The organism is Mucilaginibacter sp. CSA2-8R, assembly GCF_038806765.1.
Lineage (GTDB): Bacteria > Bacteroidota > Bacteroidia > Sphingobacteriales > Sphingobacteriaceae > Mucilaginibacter.
This window is the reverse complement of the sequence record NZ_CP152389.1, coordinates 2,768,496-2,792,652: the sequence shown is the minus strand read 5'-3', so window position 1 is coordinate 2,792,652 and position 24,157 is coordinate 2,768,496. Positions and strand designations below refer to the sequence as shown.

20 protein-coding genes and 1 tRNA gene are annotated in these 24,157 nt (G+C 41.4%); 11 read left to right on the top strand and 10 right to left on the bottom strand.

What is annotated here, in order from left to right:
- Positions 1–145 precede the first annotated feature (145 nt).
- Both ychF and AAGR14_RS11670 read left to right on the top strand, forming a co-directional pair.
- Positions 146–1,243, top strand: coding sequence for a redox-regulated ATPase YchF (ychF, locus tag AAGR14_RS11675; RefSeq protein ID WP_342644393.1), 1,098 nt, complete (start codon positions 146–148; stop codon positions 1,241–1,243).
- Between the two features lie 116 nt (positions 1,244–1,359).
- Positions 1,360–1,431 (top strand) — tRNA-Arg (locus AAGR14_RS11670).
- Between the two features lie 79 nt (positions 1,432–1,510).
- Here AAGR14_RS11670 and AAGR14_RS11665 read toward each other — a convergent pair.
- Entirely contained in the window at positions 1,511–2,467 is a 957-nt protein-coding gene (locus AAGR14_RS11665; protein WP_342644392.1) for a hypothetical protein, read from the bottom strand.
- A gap of 647 nt (positions 2,468–3,114) precedes the next feature.
- Between AAGR14_RS11665 and AAGR14_RS11660 the strand changes: the two genes are divergently transcribed.
- Positions 3,115–5,505, top strand: coding sequence for an ABC transporter permease (locus tag AAGR14_RS11660; RefSeq protein ID WP_342644391.1), 2,391 nt, complete (start codon positions 3,115–3,117; stop codon positions 5,503–5,505).
- Between the two features lie 78 nt (positions 5,506–5,583).
- Here the strand turns inward: AAGR14_RS11660 and AAGR14_RS11655 are convergent, their stop codons facing one another.
- Positions 5,584–5,787 carry a hypothetical protein gene (locus AAGR14_RS11655; protein WP_342644390.1) on the bottom strand — a complete coding sequence of 68 codons (204 nt, stop codon included), beginning with the start codon at positions 5,785–5,787 and terminating at the stop codon, positions 5,584–5,586.
- Between the two features lie 173 nt (positions 5,788–5,960).
- Between AAGR14_RS11655 and AAGR14_RS11650 the strand changes: the two genes are divergently transcribed.
- Together AAGR14_RS11650 and AAGR14_RS11645 are read left to right on the top strand one after the other, a co-directional pair.
- Positions 5,961–6,815, top strand: a complete 855-nt coding sequence (locus AAGR14_RS11650; RefSeq protein ID WP_342644389.1) for an N-acyl homoserine lactonase family protein — start codon at positions 5,961–5,963, stop codon at positions 6,813–6,815.
- Positions 6,816–6,988: 173 nt separating this feature from the next.
- Positions 6,989–8,542, top strand: coding sequence for a glycosyltransferase family 39 protein (locus tag AAGR14_RS11645; protein ID WP_342644388.1), 1,554 nt, complete (start codon positions 6,989–6,991; stop codon positions 8,540–8,542).
- A gap of 27 nt (positions 8,543–8,569) precedes the next feature.
- On the opposite strand, the gene AAGR14_RS11640 is transcribed toward AAGR14_RS11645, so the two are convergent.
- The 3 genes from AAGR14_RS11640 to AAGR14_RS11630 form a co-directional block, all read right to left on the bottom strand.
- Positions 8,570–8,887 carry a hypothetical protein gene (locus AAGR14_RS11640; RefSeq protein WP_342644387.1) on the bottom strand — a complete coding sequence of 106 codons (318 nt, stop codon included), beginning with the start codon at positions 8,885–8,887 and terminating at the stop codon, positions 8,570–8,572.
- Positions 8,887–9,021 (bottom strand): hypothetical protein, encoded by a 135-nt coding sequence (locus AAGR14_RS11635; RefSeq protein WP_342644386.1) that lies wholly within the window; start codon positions 9,019–9,021, stop codon positions 8,887–8,889. The genes AAGR14_RS11640 and AAGR14_RS11635 overlap by 1 nt, the downstream gene beginning before the upstream one ends.
- Before the next feature lie 81 nt (positions 9,022–9,102).
- Positions 9,103–9,297, bottom strand: a complete 195-nt coding sequence (locus tag AAGR14_RS11630; RefSeq protein WP_342644385.1) for a cold shock domain-containing protein — start codon at positions 9,295–9,297, stop codon at positions 9,103–9,105.
- Positions 9,298–9,494: 197 nt separating this feature from the next.
- Here AAGR14_RS11630 and AAGR14_RS11625 point away from each other — a divergent pair, with 197 nt between their 5' ends.
- From AAGR14_RS11625 to AAGR14_RS11615, 3 genes are all read left to right on the top strand, one after another.
- Positions 9,495–10,052 carry a Crp/Fnr family transcriptional regulator gene (locus AAGR14_RS11625; RefSeq protein WP_342644384.1) on the top strand — a complete coding sequence of 186 codons (558 nt, stop codon included), beginning with the start codon at positions 9,495–9,497 and terminating at the stop codon, positions 10,050–10,052.
- 127 nt (positions 10,053–10,179) lie between these two features.
- Positions 10,180–11,088 carry an SDR family oxidoreductase gene (locus AAGR14_RS11620; RefSeq protein ID WP_342644383.1) on the top strand — a complete coding sequence of 303 codons (909 nt, stop codon included), beginning with the start codon at positions 10,180–10,182 and terminating at the stop codon, positions 11,086–11,088.
- 128 nt (positions 11,089–11,216) lie between these two features.
- Positions 11,217–11,543 carry a hypothetical protein gene (locus AAGR14_RS11615; protein WP_342644382.1) on the top strand — a complete coding sequence of 109 codons (327 nt, stop codon included), beginning with the start codon at positions 11,217–11,219 and terminating at the stop codon, positions 11,541–11,543.
- 88 nt (positions 11,544–11,631) lie between these two features.
- Here the strand turns inward: AAGR14_RS11615 and ssb are convergent, their stop codons facing one another.
- Positions 11,632–12,021: a single-stranded DNA-binding protein gene (gene ssb / locus AAGR14_RS11610; protein ID WP_342644381.1), complete on the bottom strand. Its 390-nt coding sequence runs from the start codon at positions 12,019–12,021 to the stop codon at positions 11,632–11,634.
- Between the two features lie 531 nt (positions 12,022–12,552).
- Here ssb and AAGR14_RS11605 point away from each other — a divergent pair.
- Both AAGR14_RS11605 and AAGR14_RS11600 read left to right on the top strand, forming a co-directional pair.
- Positions 12,553–14,919: an ABC transporter permease gene (locus AAGR14_RS11605; protein WP_342644380.1), complete on the top strand. Its 2,367-nt coding sequence runs from the start codon at positions 12,553–12,555 to the stop codon at positions 14,917–14,919.
- A gap of 263 nt (positions 14,920–15,182) precedes the next feature.
- Positions 15,183–16,049 carry a DUF808 domain-containing protein gene (locus AAGR14_RS11600; protein ID WP_342644379.1) on the top strand — a complete coding sequence of 289 codons (867 nt, stop codon included), beginning with the start codon at positions 15,183–15,185 and terminating at the stop codon, positions 16,047–16,049.
- Between the two features lie 218 nt (positions 16,050–16,267).
- On the opposite strand, the gene AAGR14_RS11595 is transcribed toward AAGR14_RS11600, so the two are convergent.
- The 4 genes from AAGR14_RS11595 to AAGR14_RS11580 all read right to left on the bottom strand — a co-directional run bounded on the left by AAGR14_RS11595 (position 16,268) and on the right by AAGR14_RS11580 (position 22,284).
- Positions 16,268–17,704 carry a hypothetical protein gene (locus AAGR14_RS11595; protein WP_342644378.1) on the bottom strand — a complete coding sequence of 479 codons (1,437 nt, stop codon included), beginning with the start codon at positions 17,702–17,704 and terminating at the stop codon, positions 16,268–16,270.
- Between the two features lie 5 nt (positions 17,705–17,709).
- Entirely contained in the window at positions 17,710–18,963 is a 1,254-nt protein-coding gene (locus tag AAGR14_RS11590) for a hypothetical protein (RefSeq protein WP_342644377.1), read from the bottom strand.
- 42 nt (positions 18,964–19,005) lie between these two features.
- Entirely contained in the window at positions 19,006–19,596 is a 591-nt protein-coding gene (locus tag AAGR14_RS11585; RefSeq protein WP_342644376.1) for a hypothetical protein, read from the bottom strand.
- A 303-nt stretch (positions 19,597–19,899) separates the two neighbouring features.
- A complete protein-coding gene (locus AAGR14_RS11580; protein ID WP_342644375.1) occupies positions 19,900–22,284 on the bottom strand; it encodes an ABC transporter permease in 2,385 nt (794 codons plus the stop codon).
- A 513-nt stretch (positions 22,285–22,797) separates the two neighbouring features.
- On the opposite strand from AAGR14_RS11580, the gene AAGR14_RS11575 reads away from it, so the two are divergent.
- On the top strand, positions 22,798–24,150 hold the full coding sequence (locus AAGR14_RS11575) for a glycoside hydrolase family 43 protein (protein ID WP_342644374.1): 1,353 nt from the start codon (positions 22,798–22,800) through the stop codon (positions 24,148–24,150).
- The last annotated feature ends 7 nt before the right edge of the window (positions 24,151–24,157 follow it).

Genomic DNA, 24,157 nt, shown 5'->3' with positions numbered 1-24,157 from the left:
AGGCTGTTTTTATATTATCTTTGCACGAATTTTCGGCGGCGCCTCAGGTTGTTAAAAACACAGGTTGTAAATCTTTTAACCACTGCTATTTGAGGTATATTTAGCAGCTGCCATTGCTTAAATTAATTAACTACGCAACAAATACATGGGTTTACAATGTGGTATAGTAGGTTTGCCAAATGTGGGTAAATCAACACTTTTTAACTGTTTATCAAACGCTAAGGCACAAGCCGCCAACTTTCCGTTTTGTACAATTGAGCCTAACGTAGGCGTAATTACCGTACCCGACGAGCGTATTACCAAGCTAACCGAACTGGTTAACCCGCAAAGGGTAGTGCCTAACGTTATCGAAATTGTAGATATTGCCGGCTTGGTAAAAGGGGCCAGCAAAGGCGAAGGTTTGGGTAACCAGTTTTTAGGTAACATCCGTGCAACTAATGCCATCATCCACGTTTTGCGTTGTTTTGATAATGATAACGTGATACACGTTGATGGTTCGGTAGACCCCATACGCGACAAAGAAATTATTGATACCGAGCTACAGTTAAAGGACCTGGAGTCGGTTGAAAAAAAGATACAGAAAGTTGAGAAAGCAGCTAAGATAGGCGACAAAGAAGGCAAAAAAGCTTATGATGTACTATCTACCTACAAAGAGCATTTACTAAGCGGAAAATCTGCCCGTACCGCCCAGGTGAGCGAGGAAGACCAGGAATACATTGCCGACCTTTGGTTGTTAACAGCCAAGCCGGTGATGTACGTGTGTAACGTAGGCGAAAGTGAAGTAAACACCGGTAATGCCTATGTAGAAAAAGTGCGCGAGGCTGTAAAAGAAGAAAATGCTGAGGTGCTGATTATCTCTGCACAAATAGAATCTGAAATTGCCCAGCTGGAAACTTTTGAGGAGCGCCAGATGTTTCTGGACGATTTGGGTTTAACTGAATCGGGTGTGACCAAGTTAATTAAGGCAGCTTATCGCTTATTGAACCTGAGCACCTACTTTACTGCCGGTGTGCAGGAAGTACGCGCCTGGACCATCTCTAAAGGCTTTACGGCGCCGCAAGCCGCTGGCGTAATCCATACCGACTTTGAGAAAGGCTTTATCCGTGCCGAGGTGATTAAGTATGACGACTATGTAAAATACGGTTCAGAAAATGCCTGTAAAGAAGCGGGCAAACTCAGCGTTGAAGGTAAAACCTACATCGTTGAAGACGGCGACATTATGCATTTCAGGTTTAACGTATAATTAGAGAGCTAAGAACCGAGAGCCAGGAGCCAAGTTAAGATTTGATGATTTTCCTGGCTCTTGGTTCTTAGCTCTTGGTTCTTGAATGTAAAACGATATATTTGCAGCACAAACCGGCACCCGTAGTTCAATGGATAGAATTTTAGATTCCGGTTCTAGAGATAGGGGTTCGAATCCCTTCGGGTGCACATAAGGGGACTCGCAAGTTGCGAGTCCCTTTTTCGTTTTTTATAAGTCAGAATAAAACGTAGTTCATTTGAAGAAGATTTATAATGTTGTCTTTACAAATGATTTTTCCAACGATCGAAGCTTATTGATAAACGAGGGCATTTTTAGATAAGATTGTTCTTTTAAAAACACTTCATTTTCATCAAATACTTCACCCTTTTTTTCAACACGATTTTTTTTCATCAAGATAGAAGGCATCCAAAAGCCGCAGTAAAAACAAGATTCTTCTTGAACAGATTGAAATTGACAGACCGGGCAATATTTAAGAGTTTTATAAAACTTTTCTAACTCTCCGGTGAGCCATACCGGCGCAAGCCTTGAGGGAATTGTTTTTAGAAACAGAAACCAGTTTACCCACTCACCTGATAAAAGGATTGTTTCTCGTTGATCAAAAAAGAATACTTCGGCAATGGCAATATCCTGGAAGTTTTCGCTTTTAGTGTTATAGTCTGCAGTGAGCAAGCTAATTTCAGATATTTGTTCCCATGAATATTGCTCTTTACGTATTGTAAAGCCTTTATTATCAATATAATATATTATCGGGTATTTTTCAATAAAATGATGTTCACATAAAGTGTAATTCCATCCTGCAACTTCCATTGTCTCGCCATATTCACCACAAATCATACAAGAGCAATTTATTATGGTTAGATGTTTTTTAATTATTTCGTTTAAAATATAATTGTCCGTTTCTAAGCTTAGTTCGAACTGACCGTACTTTTCCTTATAATGGACAGTTATATCGCAATTCCAGCCATTAATTCTAAGTTCTTCAAGCATTATCCGGATCAACTTTTCCCATCCCGCGCCATAGCCGGATGCTATCTCGCTTATATAAAAATCTTCGTTATATTGTGTAAGATCAATGTGTCGGTCGGCTAACAAACGTTTCGCAGCTTCGATAGCAAAATCATGATATCGGCCCCTGTCGACTGTAGCCATCAAAATCAGCATACGATCATCGTAGCCGGATAAACGATTTGAGTAATCTTCCATCTGTTGTAGCTCAAATATACATATCAACCACTATTAAAAAAGTGAGGGCATTTGCTCTAATAATCAGGAAATAATTTTGATAATTTTAAGTGTAGTTTACTTGATGTCAGAGTAAGCGCTATCACTTTTCCAAATTGGCCAATAACTTTAAGTCATCCGTAAAATGGTTCGAGAAGCACCCATTCGTGCGCACATTGAAGACGCTGTATCACAAAACAAGTGATACGGTTTTTTATCTCCGTAAATGCTGGCCAAATGATATAATGACCGGCCCTGGCATTTCATACTTGCAGATAGCTAAGAATGCCTTTCAGCCAGAATAAACTGATTGTTGTTCAATAAATGTTTTAAATCCTATAATTTACATCGTTACATCGTCATCTAAATAAGTATGTCAATAAATTGGTAGTTTTAGAATCCTGTTCTGGATATAAGAGGTCCAATGTTGTCGGGGTTACTATTGCATAGCCTTTGGTATATTTTTGACAAGGTTTTTCTTTCTACAGTGTTTCCATTAAGCGGACCTAATGTGTGTGTGGCTCGATAAATCTTCTCTTGAAAATTTATACTCACTTTCCGCTTGTTAAATAATGTTAACGTTTTGTGCACGTGCATTTTAAACGATAACTTAGATAAACTCTTTAAATATGCTGTACAACTACCTTATCATAGCCTGGCGAAATATCTGGCGAAAAACTTTTATTTCGGTTGTAAACATATTTGGCTTATCGGTAGCTATGGCACTTAGTTTTACCATTGGCATCTTTGTTTGGCAGCAGTACCAGGTGAATGCCGGCCTAACTAATATTAATCAACAGTACATTATACAAAGCCGGTGGAAAGACCCTAACATGAGGTTAGAAAACACCACAATAGCCGGCTTACCGCGTGCGCTCAAAGAGCAATACCCCAATATTGTCGCTAACTACTACCACTGGGACGGCATCACTGTGGTAGCCTCTGTCCGCGACCGGCATTTCAGAGAATTGACATCCATCGGCGATAGTACGCTGTTTAACATGTATGGTTTCCGGTTTAAATACGGCAATGCTAAAACTGCGTTAAGTAATCCTAACTCGGTGGTAATAACAGAAGGTGTAGCCTCAAAATTTTTTGGTAAGACCGATGTTATAGGGGAGGCCATTAGTCTGGAAAACTTTTCGGGCGAAAAAAAACTATTTGAAGTTAGCGGTGTGCTCAAAAATTTGCCGCAAAATACAGTTACTCAATCAGGCAACAGCAGCTTTGGTCTTTTTTTACCGGTAAGGGCGTCTAACTATTTTGGACGGAGCCTTGACGGATGGTCAAACTTTTATACCATCGGGCTCATTGAGCTAAAACAGGGAGCCAGCCTTAAAAGCCTTAATCTGGCCATGAGCACGTTGGTAAAAAAGCATACCGGCTACCCGGCTAACCAAAACTTAACGCCATATGCTGTGCCGCTCCACGAGTATCATTTGCGTGGAGAGCAGAAAATGTTGTACATCCTTTGCATCACCACTGTTTTCATCATGATGATGGCCATCGTGAATTTTGTTAACATTAGCATCAGCAGCTCATCACAAAGGTTAAAGGAGATGGGCATACGCAAAGTATTAGGCGGACTGAAAAAACATTTGATGGTTCAGTTCCTAACCGAATCTGTGGTGATCGTTACCCTGTCAACCTTATTAGCCCTTGTTATTTATGTAATTGCCAGGCCACTTTTCGGTGCTATGCTTAATGCCGAGCTCGCCGGTATTTTCGCCCTTCCTATTTATTTTTACTTTTTGCCAGTGCTCATTGCGCTCACGGTTGGCCTGTTGGCAGGTTTTTATCCGGCTTTGGTTTTATCGCAAATAAACTCTATCAGCTCACTAAAAGGAAACGTTCGGCAGATAAAGGATAAAGTGCTTTTCAGAAAAATACTCATCGCATTCCAATTCAGCATGGCGGCTATTGTGCTGAGCAGTGCCATCATCATTTCGAAACAAGTGAACTTGTTTTTCGGTAAGAAGCTTGGCTATGAAAAGGATTATATAGTGTATGCCCAGGTGCCAAGGGACTGGTCAGAGCAGGGGGTACAGAAAATGGAATTTGTACGCTCGCAACTTGCCGCTATGCCGCAAATCAGCAGCGTATCACTATCGTATTCAATTCCGGACGGTAACTTTGGAGGCTCCTTGCAGGCTTATCGCATGTCCGACGATTCAACCCGGGCATTTCCGTCAATCGTTCTACCCACTGATAATTACTATGCAAATACTTACGGCATTAAAATGATAGCCGGTGAATTTTTTAAACCACAGCATTCTTCCGGTAATTCGGCGCAAGTAGTCATCAACGAGTCGCAGGTAAAGCAGTTAGACTTTGCCAGTCCTCAGGCGGCCATCGGGCAGCAATTTAAAGCCCAGGGCATGCCCGTGATGACTATTTGCGGCGTGACACAAGATTTTCAGTTCGGAACTATGCACGAGCAGGTAAAACCGGTCACTTTTGTTCACGTGCTTGATAATACCACCTATCGCTTTTTGTCGGTTAAACTGAAGCCGGGTAATATGGAACAGGCACTAAGTGAATTGCAAAACAAGTGGACTGAACTTTTACCCGATGCGCCCTTCGAATATAACTTTGTAGATAGTGCACTTGCCAAAATGTACCAAACCGAGATGCAGATGAAAAAGGCATCTTATGTGGCAACTTCATTTGCTGTAGTTATTGTGCTTTTAGGCGTATTAGGCTTAATCTCTATCAATCTCCAAACGCGAATCAAAGAAATCGGAATCAGGAAAGTAATGGGCTCGTCCGTAAATGGCATCATTATGCTTTTTATGAAAGACTTTTTGAAAACGGTGGTGACCGCCGGACTGATAGCTTGCCCGGTTGCTTATGCATTAATGAGTAAGTGGTTAGATGGATATGCTTACCGGGTTAATCTCTCACCGTTTCCCTTCATCGTCACGATGGTAACATTGCTGATTTTAACCGGAGGGTTAATCAGTTTGTTAACTTTTAAAACGGCAACCGTTAATCCGGTTAAAAGCTTAAAAGAAAATTAACGGTCCTTATCTCAGTTTGAGTACAGCTGCCTGCAAAATGGTTTTAATGCCCTTACCTAAAGGCAAAGGCATTACTTGTTAACTATCTGATACCGCTTTGCAAAGGCGGTTCGTCCGGCCTGATCTCTGGTGCGGGACTTTCCTCAGGCATTTCTGCGGAATGTAATCTGGCGCTTCCTGTGGTATAGTGGGTTCAGTTGGGTCTCCCGGGCGCTCTATTTCGGGTTGGGGCGTAATACTCGGCATTTCCTCCGGCTGGTTCGGAAAAGTGTGCTTCGTCATAATACAAGTGTTTATAATTTATAACAGCGTTTTGCAGCCATTATAGTTTTAATAATATCGGTTCAAAAGAGCTGAATTGCAAAAAATTAAAATAACAAACCTTTTTACAGTAGGCTCAGCCTACTGTTTTATAGCATTTTGATAAATTAGCTTTTATATAAATTTTAACCAGCATGCTTTACCGTATCAGTCTCCTGATTACTGTATTTCTTTTTGTTATCCATACAGATGTAGATGCACAGACACCGGCCTATAAAATTTATGCTGTGCCCTTTGCCCATTCCGGTTACCCGTTTACAGCGGCCGACTGGGCCCAGGGTGGGTCAAAGACCGAACAGCTTGATATTACATTTTCTATCTGGCTCATTAAAAGCAGCACTGGCCGTTGCATATTAGTAGATGCAGGGTTTGAGCGCGATATTGAGGATGCGAAAGAGTTTCAGCTTAGTTCTTACATTCGGCCCGATTCTGCTTTGAGGCAGTTGGGTGTCAAGCCTGAAGATGTTACCGATGTAATTATTAGCCATCCGCACTGGGACCATATTGATGGCGTAAACCATTTTCCAAAAGCTCAATTTTGGATGCAAAAAGAAGATTTTGATTACTTTGTAGGTCGTGCCTGGCAGCAGCCCAAAGATACAGGTGGTTTTGCCAAGCGCGATGTTAGAAAGCTGACTGAGTTAAATCTTGCCGGCAGACTAAAATTAATTAGCGGAGACAACCAGCAAATTTTGCCTGGTATTAAGGTTTTCACCGGCTCAAAGCATACTTACGGCTCACAGTATGTATTGGTGGATAAAATCAAACAGCCCACCATTATTGCATCAGATAATGTATGGATTGAAGCAAATATCCGTCAACTTCTACCACCGGTAAAAGGCGGCACTCTCAGTCCGGCAGGTTATATAGCAGCCATGAAAAGAATGAAAACTATGGTTAAGCAATCTAAATACATCATTCCCGGTCACGACGGGGTTGTTTATAAACGCTTCCCAGCAGTTGGCAATGGCATCGTCCAAATAAAGTAGTAGAGGTTTTATCTGCAATGCGGTTATCTGCGCTATTATATATCTTAACTTTCCGCATCACTAATTAACTGGGTACCTTACGCTGGTAAGAAAACATTTCGGTTGGAAGCAAGTTTTAATAACGCATCCTGAAATTCAAAGCAGGATAACAGTGAACTTAGCAGGATAACCATTTGACGCAAACCGGTACTCATCAATCAACACTACGATTAATATTTGCTTTTGCCTTAGCCAAGCTGGTTGTTCATTTCGTTGCCAATCACAACTATGGTATTCACGGCGATGAGCTTTACTACATTGCTTTAAGTCGTCATCTGCAATGGGGCTATCTGGACAACTCTCCGTTGATTGCATTTGTGGCAAAAATATCTTCCTGGTGTTTTGGTGAATCGGTTTTTGCCTGGCGCGTAATTCCGACTTTATTTTCAGCGTTTACTGTCGGCCTAGTCGGTATAATCGCCCGGGATTTAGGCGGCAAGCGATTTGCTATTTCAGTAGCATGCCTGGGGACGATTTGTTCGCCGGCATTGTTGGCTACCTCTTATTTTTTACAACCCGTAGCTTTTGATGTTTTTTTATGGACATTGCTTAGCTATCTGATTGTTAAATTTATAAAAAGTGAAAAGCAATTGTACTTGTACGGTGCAGCTTTTACTGTGGGGCTTGGCATACTTAATAAGTACACCATACTGTTATATGTGATAGCCTTATTGGTTGGCTTGCTGCTGACTTCGCAACGAAGGCTAATTAAACCAATAAACTTACTTAAAGCATTTGCAATAGCACTCTTAGTGAGCACGCCTAACCTGATCTGGCAGTTCATGCATCACTTTCCTATACTAAATTATTTAGGTTTAGTAGGTAAACACAGTATGTACCCGGGCGCAGCCGAACTGTTGTTTCAGCTTACGTTTTTTCATGGCGCCGGAATGGCGGTTTGGCTGGCTGGTTTAAGTTACTTAATATTTGACAGGCAAGACATAAGTAAATATAGGTTTTTAGCTTTTGCATTCTTACTTATCGTAGCTGTATTGATACTGCTGCACGGAAAAATATATTATAGCTTAGGTGCTTTTCCGGCGTTGTTTGCTGTGGGCGGGGTTTGTTGGGAAAACATGATGCAGCGTTTTAAACATATCCCTCAGGCATTGTTAATTGGTTTAATAACCGCCACCTCACTTATCGCTTTACCAGTGGTTTTGCCTGTTTTACCGTTTGGTAAAACTAAAGCATATATACAGTTGATGCGCCGTTATACTACGCTTACCCAACCTTTTCAGTGGGACGATGGGAAATTGCACAGCCTGCCGCAGTTTTATGCCGATATGCTGGGCTGGCAGGAACTGGCTGATAAAACGGCAAGCGCCTGCAAGCAGTTAACCAACAACGAACTTAACCAATCAGTGATTTTAACAGACGCTTACGCTGTTGCCGGAGCTTTGACATTTTATCTGCCTGCACATTATCCAGAGATAATTTCTGCCGACAACAGTCTGGCGTTATGGTCGCCTAAGAATTTAGACCATCAAAAAGTTATATATCTTTCAAAAGAGAGCATCATAAGCGTTTCTGCTTTGGCCGAAAACGTTAAATGGATAGGTACGGTGAATAATCCAGATGCCAGCGTGCAGGGCATGAATATTTATTTATTATACAGGCCCAACATCGTTATTAAAAAACGATACCAGGCTGCACGTAAGAAGTTTTTGGGCGAAAGTGTTGATTAATCGATAGCAATGCGTTGCGCCTTACCATCAACGTTTAAGCTTACCCGTATGAAAGGCAACTAAGTATTGTCCTTCTTTTTTGTTTGAGGCAGTATCAATTTCTTTAGCTAACGGCGAATTGCTAAGCTTATGATTTACCATTTTTAACAATTGATCCATTTCTTCGGGTAAATACTTTGAAGCTATGGTTAGCTGATAGTATCCTTCAAGTTCTTTCTTTTCGTCCAGTGTTGCCTGCTTCAATTGCCAGTTATTGTCTGTCTGGCAGCCGTTCTCACGAGAGAAGTTATGAAGATCAAAAAAATACAGACTTGCTTGTCTTTCAATACGTTCGGTGATACTCATTATTTCTTTTTGTTTTTAGGAGCCACAACGTCTTGAGAAACTGAACCTTTTCCGCTCTGATAATCTGACTTGGATTTTGAAAGGTCTGTACTTGGTGCCTTTTTTATGTTTTTGCTGCCTTTATCTTTGCTCATGATTTCGAATTTAATTTTTTATAGATGAATAAAAGCAATCCCGTTGATTCTGGAATGCTTCATAATAATGGATATAATAGATTAAGCTATTTTAACATTTATGGCGTTAAGGCCTTTTTTGCCTTGTTCCACATCAAACTTAACCTGGTCATTTTCGTGTATTGGGTCAATCAGGCCAGTGGAGTGTACAAAAACGTCATGTCTGTCGTCACGCTGTGAAATAAATCCAAAACCTTTTTCGGTATCGAAAAATTTTACCGTTCCTTCTTTTTGCATTATAATTTAATTTACTAAGTGTGCAAGGTACACATTTAAGTTGGTGTATTTTCTCTTTGGTAAATTTATTTAACTTTTATTTATAAATGTTAAAGCGATCGTTATTTGATGTATATAAAGTTGATGTTGTCTTGATCTAACTTTTCTATATTTATCTCAAAGTTGTAATACATATGTATAGCGAGCTGAAATATTTTATGATGCAAAGGGGCATAGCACTTTCCGATCGCGATTTTGCCCTTATTAATGCAGCGGCCACTACTAAGCACGTTCGTAAAAAAGAATTTATTTTAAAAGCCGGCGAGATATGCCGGTCTAAATTATTCATCAATCATGGTTTTTTGCGTACCTATCGGATGGATGCAGATGGTAATGAACACATTCTTCAATTTTCGCCCGAATTAAGCTGGACTACCGAGGGCGAAAGTTACGCTAATGTCCTACCCTCTGCCTACTATATTGAGGCTTTAGAAGATAGTGAAGTACTAATGTGGACCAAAGACAACTTTGATCAATTACTTGCCGTTATACCTGCACTAAAAGCTTTTTCAGAGCAGTTTATTTTTGATAATTTGCATGCAAGCCGCAACCGTTTATATAAGGCAATTAGTTCGAGTCCGGAAGAGAAGTATGAAGAATTTACCCAAACCTTTCCCGGTATATTGCAGCGTGTGCCGTTGCGCATGGTAGCGTCTTATCTGGGAGTATCGCTTAAAACTTTAACCCGCATCCGGCAGGCGCAATTACAACGATAAAAACAGGGACAAATGTCTTCTTTTTGCTGCCGCTAACCCACGATTTTTGGTGTAACAAAAGATGCTGATAGGTTAACGCTTAAACATATGCCTGCCATCATCTTAAAAATAAACTAAACATCGAATTATGCGTGTATTTGTAACTGGAGCCACCGGATTTGTAGGCTCTGCCATTGTTCAGGAATTAATAAGTGCCGGTCACCAGGTTTTAGGACTCGCCCGATCAGAAGCATCGGCTGCACAGTTAAAAGCCGCAGGGGCGGAGGTGCACCAGGGAGCACTCACCGATCTGGACAGTTTGAAGCGAGGAGCCGAAGCTGCCGACGCGGTAATCCATACCGCTTTTATTCATGATTTTTCGAAGTTTGCCGAGAACTGTGAAACAGACCGAGGTGTGATAGAAGCTATGGGCGATGCACTGAAAGGTACTACCAAACCGTTTATTGTAACCTCAGGCACAGGACTCCTCAGTTTAGGACGCCCGGTATTAGAAACCGACGTAGCCAATGCTCAAACTACAAAAACACCTCGTAAGGCATCCGAAGAAGCTGCCGCAGCCGTTGCAGCGCGTGGGGTAAATGCGTCAGTAGTGCGCTTGCCGCCCTCAGTACATGATGCTAACGACCATGGCTTTGTACCGTTGCTTATAAATTTGGCACGCGAGAAAGGGATGGCGGCTTATGTTGAGGAAGGCAGTAATCGCTGGCCAGCCGTACACCGGCTGGATGCCGCCCGGTTATACCGGTTAATTTTAGAAAAAAATGCACCACCGGCAACTTACCACGCCGTAGCCGAAGAAGGAATACCTTTCCGGGAAATTACTGCCATTATTGGAAAGCGTCTTGGTATTCCGGTAGAGGGCAAGAGCGGGCAAGAAGCTGCTGACTACTTTGGGTGGTTTTTGCACTTTGCATCTTTAGATACACCATCATCAAGCGAATGGACACGTAACCTAACTGGTTGGCAGCCTATGCATCAAAGTTTGTTGCAAGACGTTGATTCGGCTGCTTATTTTCCTGAAGAAGATTATAAGTAACCCCTGTAACATTATAAAATTTATAACTAAGCTCTTCTGATAGTTGGAAGAGCTTAGTTATTTAAAAGGCTCCCGGGTGTATCTTTTTTATTGGTGTTAACGTATAACCAGTGTAAGCCATAAAAGCTATGACACTATCTCCCGTTGACATTCAAACACTGGTTTGCAGCATTAAGCTGGCCCGTATAAACAGTAGCCTTTCAGACCAGTGGGGCGAGCCTATTGTTAAAAAGCTGGAACAAGGCTTCTACGATGCCGTTTCGACTGAATTAGAAAATATCTCGGCAGATGGTCAGGAATCGTATCTAAGAACCTTAGAGAAATACATCGACGTACTGGAAGACATTGTCAGTTACGAGAATCGTCTGCAAGAAGAAAAATCGAACTTCCATAACATGTTTATTCAACACATGGAGCAGCGCCAAAACGAGATTACAAATCAAAAAAGCGCTTAATTGAAAACTATCCGGTTTACGGTTAGCTCCACGCATTTTACAATTTGTTTGATTGCGTTTCACTAACCGCGAGCCGGTAATTACTATGTTAAGATTCAGGTTGTGTGCTTACACTAATTGTTGTTAACTCTTCAGCTACATCAAAATCATTTTTACGGCCTAAAATGGTGAAACTTTCTGCAAGTATTTCTGTGGTTTGTTTTTTTGTTCCGGCTTTATCTTCAAACACCCGCGTCCGTATTTTTCCTTCCAGGTAAATAAGACGGCCTTTGTCCAGGTACTTAGCAGCACAATCGGCCAGGCCGCGCCACATAACCACGTTGTGCCACTCAGTTTGCTCACCTTTTATGCCGTTTTGGTTACCCATCTCGGAGGTGGCCAGCGGGAAACTTGCTACCGATATGTCATTCTCTAATTTTCGTAGCTCCGGCTTTTTACCTACGTGGCCTACTAATACAACTTTATTTATTCCGCGCATATCAATGGTAATTAATGGTATCGTGCTAGCTCCTAACTAATTTAAACAAAAGTACCTGAGATATAGTATCGGCTTATGCGTACAAATGCGTGTTTATAGCGGCCTTAATACGTATTTTTTTAAGGTTTTAATACGGGAGACAGATGTACTATCGTTGTTTTTTATGTTTTAGCAGATAGTTGCAAGTACAGTTCGGAATTACAGTGTTACCTATGATAGGGTCGTGTTTTCAACCATTAACACAGAGTCAACCGTTAACACATAGTGAATCGCTAAATACAATTTGTTTACACCGCTTTATATAAGAAATTGTAATGCAATAAAATCTAATTGTTCGATGCTGAACGGATAGTGTACCAAAAGCGTACATTTAATAAGCCTGTTGTGTTTTTTAAATTACTGGTTATTAAGCAATTACCACAATGGCTTTGTAAGTGTACTATTAAAGTGGCTTATTGCTGACGTTAGGTAAAAGTTTTAACTATTTCATCCAATTCAGCATATTGCAATTACCTGCTTATACAATTTACAATGCTTAAAAATTACTTTAAAGTTGCCTGGCGTGGTTTAATGCGCAATTTTAGTTTCTCTATAATCAACATTTTAGGGTTGTCTATTGGCATGGCCAGCGCTATACTAATTTTACTTTGGGTGCAAAACGAAATGAGCCATGATCGTTTTCACGCTAACAAAGATCGCCTGTATAGGCTAAACAACCGCGATAGTTTTAACGGTGAGGTATGGGCCTGGCCAACCACGCCTAAGGCCATGGTGCCAGCGCTCAAACAAGAATACCCCGACGTAGAGGATGCTGTGAGGACAAACGATGCCAAGTTTTTGTTTACTATTGGCGATAAGCACATTAATCTCGATGGCATTTTCACCGACCCTGGTTTCCTGACTACGTTTTCGTTCCCGATGGTGCAGGGAAAAACTGATGCGCTTAAAGGCAATTACAATATTGTGCTTACCCAAAAAGGGGCTAAAAAGCTTTTTGGCGACGAAAATGCGATGGGTAAGGTTGTGCGTCTGGATAGTACTGATAATTTTACCGTGGCCGGCGTACTGGAAGACCTACCCAACAATACCGTATTTGATTTTGACTACTTGCTGCCTTGGGCTTACATGAAAAAGCTGGGATGGGATGACGCCTATTGGGGCAACAACTCTATAAGAAGTTATGTGGTATTGAAGCTTGGGGTAAAACAGGCCAACTTTGATAAAAAGATAGATAATATCACCATTAAACATCGTAACAAGAGCGATGGCGGCAACACCACCCATGTATTTACCCAATTGTTTAGCGACACGTGGTTGTATTCAAAATCTGAAAATGGAAAATATGTAGCTGGCCGGATCACTATGGTGAGGTTATTTACCGTTATTGCCGGGTTTATTTTATTAATTGCCTGTATAAATTTCATGAACCTGAGTACCGCACGCAGCGAAAAGCGGGCTAAAGAAGTGGGCATTCGGAAGGCCGTAGGGGCACCCAGGCGCTTACTGGTAATGCAGTTTATCGGCGAGAGTGTTATGCTGGCATTTTTTGCAGGCGTTATTGCCATCATATCAGTAGAGCTTTGTTTGCCAGCTTTTAACAATTTAGTTAGCAAAGACATTTATATTCCTTTTGCCAACCCTGTTTATTGGCTGGTAGCTATTGGTTTCATAGTGTTTACGGGTTTGCTTGCAGGCAGCTATCCAGCTCTTTACTTATCGGCGTTTAAACCGGTTAAGGTTTTAAAGGGTACCTTTAAAGCGGCCAATGCACAAGTAACACCACGTAAAATATTAGTAGTTATTCAGTTTACCTTTGCCATAGCTTTGGTGATTTGTACCGTCATTGTGGTTAAGCAAATTAAGCACGCGCAAGAACGTGATACCGGTTATGTAAAAGATAACTTGATTTATGTGCCGCTCCAAGGCGACATCAGCAAGCACTACGATTTAATTAAAAATGAGTTGCTTCGAAAAGGAATTGCTACAGCCGTTACAAAGTCCATGTCTGGCATAACTAACCGCAACAGTGATGGCTGGGGTTTTAGCTGGCCAGGCAGTACAGAAAACGATAAAAAATTAGATTTTGTAAGAATGGCTTCGGATGCTGACTTTGTAAAGGCTATGGGCGTAAAGCTGGTTCAGGGTCGAGATATTGATATCAAAGCTTACCCGGCCGATTCTACAGCAATACTGCTTAACGAAACTGCGGTAAAAGCTATGCGATTAACTAATCCGCTGGGGCAGATTGTAAAAAGCGACGGCCACAATTGGCGCGTCGTGGGGATAATAAAGGATTTTATTTACGAGTCGCCTTACGAAAAAGTGCAGCAACTGATCGTGTTTGGTCCGCAAGCCTGGTTTAACGGCATGCACATCAAACTCAATAACCAAAAGCCTGTGGCTCAAAATCTGGCCGAAGCCGAACAAGTATTCAAAGAGAGCAACCCTAATTATCCGTTTGAATACAAGTTTATTGATGACGAGTATGCTCGTAAATTTAAAAACGAAAAAAGGATCGGTTCGCTGGCAGGGTTGTTTGCCGGATTAACCATCTTTATATCCTGTCTGGGCTTGTTTGGTCTGTCAACTTACATGGCCGAAAACCGCATTAAAGAGATAGGTGTGCGTAAAGTACTTGGTGCCTCGGTTATTAACATTACCGCCCTGCTATCACGCGACTTTATGAAACTGGTAGTTATCTCCATACTGGTTGCATCGCCTATTGCCTGGTGGATGATGAATAGCTGGCTGCAGGATTATAACTACAAAATCAGCATTAGCGTTTGGGTATTTGCTATAGCCGGATTGGGTGCTATGAGTATTGCGTTATTGACTATAAGCTTTCAATCTGTTAAGGCTGCTATGGCTAACCCCATTAAAAACTTGAGGAGCGAGTAATCTGGTTTGTGCAATAATTAAACGGCTTGCCTGGTGTGCCCGGCAAGCCGTTTAATTTTATAGGTAGTCCGGCCGGTCATTTATTTTAAATTAAAATGAGCCACTAATTTTCAGCGCCTGTATTCGGTAGCAAGGCACTGTCAAACGTTATACTATCTGCTTGTGCAAAAACAAATGCGTTCAAACTTAAATGTATAAATTATACTTACTATCATGACAGGCATTTTGTATCATTGCCGTTTTCAACCACACTTACATAACTTATGGCATCAGGCTTTTTTGCAATATTAGATGATATTACCGCTTTAATGGATGATGTAGCTGTAACGGCCAAGGTGGCGGCCCGCAAAACAGCAGGCATTTTAGGCGACGATTTAGCGGTAAACGCCGAAAAAGCAACTGGCTTTTTATCATCGAGAGAGCTGCCTGTGTTGTGGGCTATAACGAAAGGGTCATTGCTTAATAAAGTAATCATTGTACCCATAGCGTTGTTACTCAATGCATTTTTTCCTGCAGCTATCAAGATCATCTTGATTTTAGGTGGTTTTTACCTGGCTTACGAAGGCGTTGAAAAAATTATTGAATATCTTTTCCATCACCCCAAGCAAGAGCATGAGGTAACTGAAGATAAGGAGCAAGACCCAGCTGCTGCCGAAAAAGCCAAAATAAAATCGGCCGTTGCAACAGATTTTATTCTATCTATCGAAATTGTAATTATAGCCTTGGGTACTGTACTAGACCAAAGCCTCATGGTGCAAATTATAACCGTGTCGGCAGTAGCTTTATTAGCTACTATTGGTGTATATGGTATTGTGGCTTTAATTGTGCGGATGGACGATGCCGGTTATAAACTGATTGAAGGTTCGCATAACAAAGGTTTTTTAACCTTACTGGGCACCTTTTTGGTAAAAGCCTTACCGATTATCATCCGCATCTTAGCCGTTGTTGGTACTATTGCCTTAATACTCGTATCGGGCGGTATTTTTGTGCACAACATTGATTATTTGCATCACGTTTTGCCAAACCTACCTTCATTTATTAAAGAAGTTGTTTTTGGTTTAGCTGCCGGCTTAATCGCTGTCGGACTGGCTGCAGGAGGTAAGAAAGTTGTCAGCATGGTCAAAAATTAAAAGTTTCGACCCCGCTTAGTAATCACAAGGTGAGTTTGAATATGCCTTAAAGATTAAGATAAGTGGACTTCAAATAATTATGCTTTAAATAATCTGCTACTCAAAGGCATGATATCTGCCAAAAGCAAAGCGCAGCCCCATATTATAGGTAGCTGCGCTTTATTTTTAAAAGTAAATATGATTAGCTTATCGCGTTTGTTATTAATAAACTACATACACTATTGAAATGATGCAGCCTTTACAGACTGAGAACCAACCGAAAGAACTGAAATTTTTCCGTTGCTGGTTGTAAAGAACTGAGGATTTAGTGTAAGGCCGCTATTAATCACATTAAAATCTTTTGCATAGGTAACAGGGGCTTCCATTAACCCATCATTAGTGACCAGAACCGAAACTGGTAGTTTGTAATTTTTGTAATATCTGCCCTCTACGTATTTGCCGTACTGATCGTTATAAACTAAAGCCAGTTTATTGTTGATAACGCCGCTCGCCACCATCAGGTCAGGGTCGGTGCTTTGTACACCCCATTTACGGCTGATCGGAATATCAAATTTCTTGTTTCCTGCAGTGTTAAAGCCAGTAACCATTATATCTTCGTGTGTGTAGCTGTAGTTATCTACCAATCCATTCAGCGATGTGTTAACGATTCTGGATTCTCTTTCAGATTTGTACTGCTCACCAATTAAATAAAAAGTATCGCCGTTGTATACAATGTTACGAGCAGTGAGGTTGGTAATTGGCTTATCAAAATTAAAAGTCTTTACTTCATCAGGCTTAGATGAATTAAAGGTCCATGTGCCGATGGCTGCTACATCACCCATGGTGAAAGTTTTTTTCTGCTGCATGTAACCGGCTATCACCAATTCGCCTTCTGGATTTACTTTGTAAGTGTAGCTCAGGTTTTTCAAACCCGGATCGGCCATCATCACCGGGATGATGCTTGCTTGCCCACCAGCTGTATACTTGTACAGTACTGGAAATTTATAGGTTTTATCAAATTCTTCAGATAGGATATAAATATCACCTTTGTCTGATGCAGTGAATCCAAAAACACTGATTCGCTTGTCAACACCCTGATATGCGAACTGACCTTTGTTTACTTCCTTCATCTGCTCATCCAATAGGTAATAATTAAATTGCTGGGGCTGACCTTTTTCGTAAGGCGCCTTGCTGATGATAGCCACGTGCTTTTTATCCGGCGTAAGGCAGGTGTACCAGTCGCCTGCGGCAGACAGTTTAGTGAAGTTGATGGTGCCTATGGTTACGCCGGTGGCGCTGATGTTGCCACTTTTATCAATAGTGCGTGCTACCATGGTATTGGTGCCGCCATCTTTTACATGGTTTTCTACAAATACATAAGGTGTGCTTCCTACAACCAGTAGGTTTTGAACTTCATAGCTGTTGCCCATTACACCCGGAATAACTTGTATGTCCTTGTCTACCGTGATATTGCCGGTTTTGTCGGCCACGATGTAGGTGTTTACATTTTCAGGACGTTTAAATACAAAATAATCAGTGTCACCGTTACTGAACGAGCTGAACTTTATTGGCTTCGGCGTTTGAAAATCGGGACTGTTACTGCCTTGAACTACTTTTACCTGGCTAAAAGCGCTTAGGCTGGCTGATAAAGACAAAGTGAATAAAAAATATTTCATGTTAATTAGTTTTGTGATTGTCTGGTCTTCAATTCGGCAAACAGCATGTCGTACCTTAATTTAGCACGGCGGTCATCAAAAGAAAGGCTCATGCCGTTTAATTTATCAAGTGTGGCTTGTCCGTTTTGTACATCTCCCAATGCAAAGTAGCCCTCCAGCAGGTCAAAGTAAACACCCATGGTAATGTCTTTGTTAATGCGAGCCTTTTTGTTATTTATATCAGATTCTTTAAGCGCAGTGCTCCACAAATCGCAGGCCTTCTGCAATTTGTTTTTTGCCATACCGGCATCTTGCTGTAGCATAAGCAAGCCAGACGATGCCTCATTAAAGGCAGTAGTTAAATCGGCGTAATTACTGTCGGCATTTTTAATGTAGTACAGGTTAGCCACCCGGTCAACGCTCGAAAAACCGAATTTGTCATTTAACAAGTCGTTAATAAAACGCAAATTGTCCTGCAGTACTTTTTCTTCTGCATTTTTGGTCAGCAACTCACTGTTAATGCGGGTAGGCCGGTCAGTTGACGCGCCCTTGTAAATTTTGTAGCTATTAAGTTCGGGCGGTGTGAGGCTCAGCACTTCCTGGCCATCGGGCATGTATACCTTTACCGCCATCGGGTGCCGGTACGAAAACTCGGTGTAATAGCTTACTTCTTTAGATGAGGTGGGTTTACCACTGCCAAAAGATAACCCTCTAGTTTCCTGGTCCATATTGCGTGGTACAGTATGGTCAAATCCGTACATAACAACAATAATTTTCATGGCGTTTGCCGGGGCATTGTTGTAACCTTGCAATTTAATGTAGGTATCAGCCATAATTCTGTAGTCGTATGAAGACTGCAAAACCGGGCGGGCAATATCATCAAGAAAAGGTTTGTTAATTTGCTCACGAACAGGCTTACGAGTATCCAGCAGTCCTTTCTCTAAAATTTTAGAGCCCAATGATTTTTTATTATACGCTGCCATTTCCTGGGCGTAACGCTCGTCGGCTGCTTTTACCAGGCGGCCATACATCACCATATCGTTTCGATATTTTTCTGAAGCAGCTATTTTTTGCTGCTCGTAATCTTTTAAAGCTTGTTTGTTTCTGGCTTCATAAGCAGCTTCAAAAGTCACCTGGTAGTTAGAAATTCCTTTAGCAGGTATTTCAGGTAAGCGGGTGTAGTGGTAAGTAATTTGCTCGGTTTTTATTTTTTGAGCATGAACATGCACGGCGCACAATGACGTTAGTGCACAGCAACAGCTAAGCAGTAAAGATTTCACTATAGTAATTAAGTTAAAAAGAATTTTGAAGAGCAGCGACGCTTATTTTTTAGATTCAGCCCAGGTGTTATATTCGTCTATAATTTGCGCCGTATTCATCATGGTGTAGCCTTTTTCTTTACGGTCTACTTTTGCTGCCATTTCGGGGTTATCGCCAATTAGCTTAAGCATGTTTTTTTTGAAGCTAAAAAACATAGACGAGTTGCTTATTGGTTCATCATTTCCTTTTTGCCACAATAGCTGTTCGTTACCTATACCCGACCAATAAGCGTAGCTTCCGATAGTTCCGGGTTTAACGGTAAAAACAAAGCTGCGGCTTGGCTTACCAAAACCAATGTTACCGCTGTATGGTATGCTTTTGTATTGGTCGTTTTCAATCGTATAGCCGTTAAGTTCTTTGGGTTGAAAGACCTTTTGGCTGCTCGGATCATTGTAATCCGTATAAAAAATGCACTCTTTCTGATTGGCTTCTCTGTCTTTAAACATCACAAAGCCTTTTAACAACTGACCATCAGTTAAAGTAACTGTGCCGGGATGTATGCCACGATTAAGCAGAGAATAGTTGCCTTGCTGTGCATGAGCCTGCCAGCCGGTTACAAAAAAAATTAATAGAACAAAGTAAAGTTTAGGCATAAAATTAGGGGTTAATGTGTGTTTGTTAAATTATAAGTTACTCTCACACTCATGCTTATTCGAGCAAGCTTGTGTAGGACAACTTTGAGTGCTATTACGTTAATCGCTTATTGTAAGTTTGTTTTTATAACATTATTAATCGTCTGATTGATACTTTATTAAGTAATATCTTATTGGGGATGTATTGCAATATAGTTAAGTTACTGCTCGTTTTACAGCTTATAATACTATTCGCGTATTTCTTATTAAGATAATGAACTAAAATAATTTATAAAGTTGGTCTTCTGTAAACGAGTAATATTTTCACTCTTTTAATTTCACTGCCGGATTGAAATTTATGATTTGCAAAACCTGCAAGCAAACGGTGATGGTTACAATAAACGCAGAAAGTCCCGTTGCCATAGCAAACGGAACCCACGATATGTGAACACGGTAAGCAAAAGTAGCTAACCAATGATGAGCCAGCAGCATGGCTAATGGCCAGGCTAGCAGATTTGCCAGTGCCATTAAATAAAAAAAAGGCTTGCTTAAAGTAAGCAACAATTGCTCCCGGCCGGCGCCAAATATTTTACGGATGGCTGTTTCTTTAAGTCTCAACCGTAGTGCATACGCAGCAGAGGCAAAAAAGCCAAGTGATGCTATACCAATAGCCAAGGCAGAAAACCAGAACAACAACGTCTGCAATTGTTCCTGTTTTACAAACAACTGCCCGTACAGCTCATCCAAAAAGTGATAATTAAAGTTGTCTCCATCAAGCTTATTAATGTTGCTCCAGTCGCGGTTCAATGTATTAAGCAGTTGCGGGATTGCATTAGCCTCAGCATTAATCATGATTTGGGTTTTTGATAAACCACAATGGTCGTTAAGCACATACACAGTAGGTTGTACATTTTGTTCAAAGCCGTTAGACTTCACGTTTCCAATAACGCCAATAACCCGGTACCTGCCACCGCAGCCTTCAATGGTTTCGCCAATAGGCTGTTTCAAATTCATGGCGCTCACGGCCGCTTGATTAATGACGATGCCCGCACTATCTGCCTCAAAAGCACCAGAGAAAATTCTTCCTTTTTGAGGCGGTATGCTGAGGGTTTCAAAGTAGTCGTAATCTACGCCCACAATATTTAAAGCTGCTGTATTTTGCCGGGCCGAAAACTCGTAAGTAGCAGGCAGGAAACCGCCGGGCAAATTAGATGCTACAGTTACATGCTGTACACCCGGCAAAGATTTAACACGGTCGCGAACCGCCTTAAATTTTGCAGGCGTGTTATACAGGCCTAAATTGTCGATGTAAATTACCTGCCTGGCCGAAAAACCAACATCTTGGGTTTTCATATAGGTAACCTGGCGGTTTACTATAAATAAAATAATTACAAAAATAATAGCGCATGCAAACTGCAGCACATTAATGGCATTTCGAACCCACGACAGCTTTCCGCTTTTTAAAAGTTGATCCCGTCGTAAAACATCAGCCGGGTTAAAGCCCGCTATCACCATTGCCGGATAAAGGCCGGCAAGCAGTGTAAGTAATACCATAGTAGCACCTACTTGGGTAATAATTGGAACATTGATGCCGGAAAAAAGTAAGTTTACTTGCAACAGTCGGTTAAAGTAAGGCAGACCTAACGCAACAAGTGCAAGCGCCACTACCATGGCAAAGATGCATTGCACTAAAATCTCCAGTAAAAATTGAGTGGCAATTTGTCTTTTAACCATACCGTTCATCTTTTTTATACCTACTTCTTTAGCGCGCTGATTGGCTTTGGCCAGGTAAAAGTTGGTGAAGTTGATGCCGGTTACCACCAATACCACTAAAGCCAGTATCAACAGTCCGTTTACCAGATGATAGCTGTTTAGAGAGCCATAATGTGGTTTGAGGTGCAGGTTTTTGAGCGGGTCAAGATAAATAGCTATTTCGCCCGGCTTGCTAACGGTCGCGCGCGCCACCTGGCTGGTATCGCTCAGGGCGGCCTGTTTGTAAAGCCGGTCTATTTTTTTGGCAAGCCGCTTTATATCAGTATGAGGCTTTACTAAAACGTAAGTTTGATAAATTTGATTAGCATAGCTTTGGTCTTTGCCAGAGGTAATATCAGGCGCAAAGCCAATACAATCAAAAACTAAATTAGTGTTGCCTGGTGCCGTTTCGGCTATGCCGGCCACGGGCATCGGCATACCGTTTCTCGCCATCATGTTTACCGATTTGTTCTGCAACAAGCTATCGCCCGGGAACAGAACATCCGCCGTTTTTTGTGACAAGAGTATGGTGGGCGTTGTGCTTTGCAGATTTAAATGGAAGCCCCTGGGTTTAATACCCAAAATAGTAGCAACCGAATAATCGGCACCTACCCATTGTTTGATAAGAAAACGGCCTTTGGAAGTAAAAAAAGGAAGTTTGAACAAGGCGGTATTAGTGCGCCCGGTTTCTTGCACCTCAGGGCACTGACTTTTAATTAGCGCTGCTAATTTGCCTGGTGTGTAAGGTGATGGGCCGGTAGGTATTTCACGCTCTACTAAAAATATCCGGTTGATGTTTGGGTTCCATTGGTCGTAGCTTTGCTCGTGGTCAACATAAAGCATTACTAATACAAAAGCCGCCAAACCAAGCGCCAAACCGGTTAAGTTTAAAAAGTTGTACCACTTATCTTTAAAAAAGGTACGAACTGCAATTTTCAGGTCCAGCTTAGTTATCATGATGCGAGCGAAATTAGGTGGAGGATCGAAAAATTACTTTTGCAATCCTGCAAATAGGGTTTCACATTTCAAGCCATTTTATAATATCCATATAATCAGTCAGGTACATTAGCTTTAACGTTCGGTATTGAACAAATGCGTTCGTTTTCGATACACTTAAATGGTCAGGCTTATCAAAAGACGTCTATAGTTTTTGAGCACTTACCAAATTAAAGAAGCCCAACCTCACAAAATCGGTATGATACAATATTGCCTTTTTGTATAAGAGATGTGTTCAACTTATGACAACATCCTTCATCTGCATGGAATTGTAAAATATTAAGTGTACAATTGACATTAAATAATGGCTTGGATAATTGCTACAAATTTAGCGGTTGTTTTAATACATTTTGTGAACCTAAAAGGGCTGTGCCCGTGTCAAAATTATAGTGTAAATGATGTATTACGGATCTTTTAAAGATGTCTTGATATACCTTACACACGCCCACAAATTAAAGCAAGTAAGAATAAATTATGAACGGTAAGCGCTTAAAAGTGAATAAAGGTTTTCTTTTTATTGCTACGAGTATACTGTTAGCCTCAAGCAATGTAATGGTGCAAGCGCAATCGCTCTCCAAAACTAATCGGCAAAAGGTAGAGGCTGATGTTAGGGGTATAACTATACCGGCTGGCTATACACAAAACTTACACTGGGATTTACCGCTGGATTCGGTTGGCAAAAGTGGAAGCCTTATTACCTGGAAATCGGCGAATCCAAAATATATAGATAACAAGGGCCGGTTAGTTAAACTTTCACCGCGTAGCGGCGCTAAAATCAATGTGTTGCTATCAGCTACGGTGCAATCAGGTACCGAAAAGCGGAGCAAAACATTTAAAGTTATTGTTGCTCACCAGGAGCAACACTATGATGGCTACTTGTTTACTTACTTTGAAGGCTCGGGTCCGGGCGAGCAGCAAGAGCAGCTACGCTTCGGCGCCAGTGCAGATGCCGTACACTGGAGTGCCCTCAACAATAACCAGCCTGTTGTTGCGTCGAGCGAAATCTCGGCTACCGGAGGTATCCGCGACCCTCATATTTTACGTGGCGAAGACGAAAAGACGTTTTACCTTGTTGCCACCGATATGCATACCACTAAAGATGGCTGGGATTACAATCCGGGTATCACTATGCTAAAATCAACCGATCTGATCCATTGGACGCATGGTATCATCAATCTCGAAAAAGCGTATCCTCAAAAATTTCCAAATGTAAAATGGGTCTGGGCGCCGCAAACTATTTATGATCCGGCGGCAGGCAAGTACATGGTGTATTTTACGGTTAGACAGAAAGACAACCCTGCACTCGACTTTTACTGCGCCTACGCTAATCAAGACTTTACAGGGTTTGAAGCAGAACCTAAGCTGCTGTTTAAAGCAAAATACGGCGCTATTGATGGAGATATTATTTATAAAAACGGGTTATACCACTTCTTCTACAAAGGCAACACCAAAAATGGAGAGGGCAAAGAGGTTGCCAACGGCATACAGCAGGCCATTGGCAAAACGCTGCACGGGCCGTGGATAGAAGATTTTAAGTACGTAGATGCTTATTCGGCCAAAAAAGTGTCGGTAGAAGGGTCTGGTATTTTTAAGTTAAATAACCTCGAAGAGTTCATTCTGATGTACGACTTGTACCGCGACCATCGCTATGAATTTCAGCGCAGTGCCGATTTATTCAACTTTAGCCAAACACCAGAATCTTTTACTAAAAACTTTAACCCAAGGCATGGTACCGTAATTAGCCTTACCCGGCAAGAAGCCGAACGGCTAAATAAGCAATGGGGTGGTGTTCCGGCCGAGTTGCTTGGCAAAAAAGCATCTGATTAATAATTAA

Excerpts from the sequence above, each read along its gene's own strand:
- AAGR14_RS11665 (WP_342644392.1), bottom strand. The coding sequence starts at position 2,467 with ATGGAAGATTACTCAAATCGTTTATCCGGCTACGATGATCGTATGCTG.
- AAGR14_RS11630 (WP_342644385.1), bottom strand. The coding sequence starts at position 9,297 with ATGCAAAAAGAAGGAACGGTAAAATTTTTCGATACCGAAAAAGGTTTT.
- ychF (WP_342644393.1), top strand. The coding sequence starts at position 146 with ATGGGTTTACAATGTGGTATAGTAGGTTTGCCAAATGTGGGTAAATCA.
- AAGR14_RS11600 (WP_342644379.1), top strand. The coding sequence starts at position 15,183 with ATGGCATCAGGCTTTTTTGCAATATTAGATGATATTACCGCTTTAATG.
- ssb (WP_342644381.1), bottom strand. The coding sequence starts at position 12,021 with ATGCGCGGAATAAATAAAGTTGTATTAGTAGGCCACGTAGGTAAAAAG.
- AAGR14_RS11640 (WP_342644387.1), bottom strand. The coding sequence starts at position 8,887 with ATGAGTATCACCGAACGTATTGAAAGACAAGCAAGTCTGTATTTTTTT.
- AAGR14_RS11580 (WP_342644375.1), bottom strand. The coding sequence starts at position 22,284 with ATGATAACTAAGCTGGACCTGAAAATTGCAGTTCGTACCTTTTTTAAA.
- AAGR14_RS11595 (WP_342644378.1), bottom strand. The coding sequence starts at position 17,704 with ATGAAATATTTTTTATTCACTTTGTCTTTATCAGCCAGCCTAAGCGCT.
- AAGR14_RS11660 (WP_342644391.1), top strand. The coding sequence starts at position 3,115 with ATGCTGTACAACTACCTTATCATAGCCTGGCGAAATATCTGGCGAAAA.
- AAGR14_RS11635 (WP_342644386.1), bottom strand. The coding sequence starts at position 9,021 with ATGAGCAAAGATAAAGGCAGCAAAAACATAAAAAAGGCACCAAGTACA.
- AAGR14_RS11655 (WP_342644390.1), bottom strand. The coding sequence starts at position 5,787 with ATGACGAAGCACACTTTTCCGAACCAGCCGGAGGAAATGCCGAGTATT.
- AAGR14_RS11615 (WP_342644382.1), top strand. The coding sequence starts at position 11,217 with ATGACACTATCTCCCGTTGACATTCAAACACTGGTTTGCAGCATTAAG.
- AAGR14_RS11620 (WP_342644383.1), top strand. The coding sequence starts at position 10,180 with ATGCGTGTATTTGTAACTGGAGCCACCGGATTTGTAGGCTCTGCCATT.
- AAGR14_RS11575 (WP_342644374.1), top strand. The coding sequence starts at position 22,798 with ATGAACGGTAAGCGCTTAAAAGTGAATAAAGGTTTTCTTTTTATTGCT.
- AAGR14_RS11585 (WP_342644376.1), bottom strand. The coding sequence starts at position 19,596 with ATGCCTAAACTTTACTTTGTTCTATTAATTTTTTTTGTAACCGGCTGG.
- AAGR14_RS11625 (WP_342644384.1), top strand. The coding sequence starts at position 9,495 with ATGATGCAAAGGGGCATAGCACTTTCCGATCGCGATTTTGCCCTTATT.
- AAGR14_RS11605 (WP_342644380.1), top strand. The coding sequence starts at position 12,553 with ATGCTTAAAAATTACTTTAAAGTTGCCTGGCGTGGTTTAATGCGCAAT.
- AAGR14_RS11650 (WP_342644389.1), top strand. The coding sequence starts at position 5,961 with ATGCTTTACCGTATCAGTCTCCTGATTACTGTATTTCTTTTTGTTATC.